Origin of the sequence: Janthinobacterium violaceinigrum, assembly GCF_009208555.1 — a bacterium.
Classification (GTDB): domain Bacteria; phylum Pseudomonadota; class Gammaproteobacteria; order Burkholderiales; family Burkholderiaceae_D; genus Janthinobacterium; species Janthinobacterium violaceinigrum.
In genome coordinates, this window is the sequence record NZ_WFLI01000095.1 from 1 (window position 1) to 1160 (window position 1160).

A 1160-nucleotide genomic window follows, 5' to 3' on the forward strand; every position below is an offset into this window, starting at 1 on the left:
CTGCGGATCAAAGTGTGTTTGCTCACTCCCCGCAGCTTATCGCAAGCTACTACGTCCTTCATCGCCTGTAATCGCCAAGGCATCCACCATGTGCACTTATTCGCTTGTCCCTATAACGTTAGCCTCTTCATTCTTTCAAACGAAAAGAGCGCTACAGGGATAAGAAAGTACAACGTTGTTGCTTGTTTGTTGATACATACAATCATTACCCATTGAGCCGCCTCATGTATTGCTACATGTATAGACTCAATCAATAAATAATCTTTACTTCTTCCAGATTGTTAAAGAACGAAACAGCTTTGATCGCTAAAAGATCAAACCTAAACCCGGGTCTATTTGACCGGCTTACGTTTGCACTTTCAAAGTATTGGTGGAGGATGACGGGATCGAACCGACGACCCCCTGCTTGCAAAGCAGGTGCTCTCCCAGCTGAGCTAATCCCCCTGAGATACTACTAATTAGCTGGTAGGGCTGGTTGGACTCGAACCAACGACCCCCGCGTTATCAACACGGTGCTCTAACCAGCTGAGCTACAGCCCCAACGCGGTGCTACTACGACTACTGTTTCTTCTTAATTAAACAGCCGATAAGTGTGAACATTTGATGCGTGAACCAGTTACCTGATTCGTGCAAACTCTAGAAAGGAGGTGATCCAGCCGCACCTTCCGATACGGCTACCTTGTTACGACTTCACCCCAGTCACGAATCCTACCGTGGTAAGCGCCCTCCTTACGGTTAAGCTACCTACTTCTGGTAAAACCCGCTCCCATGGTGTGACGGGCGGTGTGTACAAGACCCGGGAACGTATTCACCGCGACATGCTGATCCGCGATTACTAGCGATTCCAACTTCATGCAGTCGAGTTGCAGACTACAATCCGGACTACGATACACTTTCTGCGATTAGCTCCCCCTCGCGGGTTGGCGGCGCTCTGTATGTACCATTGTATGACGTGTGAAGCCCTACCCATAAGGGCCATGAGGACTTGACGTCATCCCCACCTTCCTCCGGTTTGTCACCGGCAGTCTCATTAGAGTGCCCTTTCGTAGCAACTAATGACAAGGGTTGCGCTCGTTGCGGGACTTAACCCAACATCTCACGACACGAGCTGACGACAGCCATGCAGCACCTGTGTAATGGTTCTCTTTCGAGCACTCCCA

General features: G+C 49.7%; 2 tRNA genes and 2 rRNA genes. All 4 read right to left on the minus strand.

Annotated features, from left to right (window positions below):
- Positions 1–110, minus strand: a 23S ribosomal RNA gene (locus GCN75_RS28740); the annotation flags it as partial.
- A gap of 258 nt (positions 111–368) precedes the next feature.
- Positions 369–444: transfer RNA gene (locus tag GCN75_RS28745), tRNA-Ala, on the minus strand.
- A 19-nt stretch (positions 445–463) separates the two neighbouring features.
- Positions 464–540 (minus strand) — tRNA-Ile (locus GCN75_RS28750).
- A 100-nt stretch (positions 541–640) separates the two neighbouring features.
- A 16S ribosomal RNA gene (locus tag GCN75_RS28755) occupies positions 641–1160 on the minus strand; the annotation flags it as partial.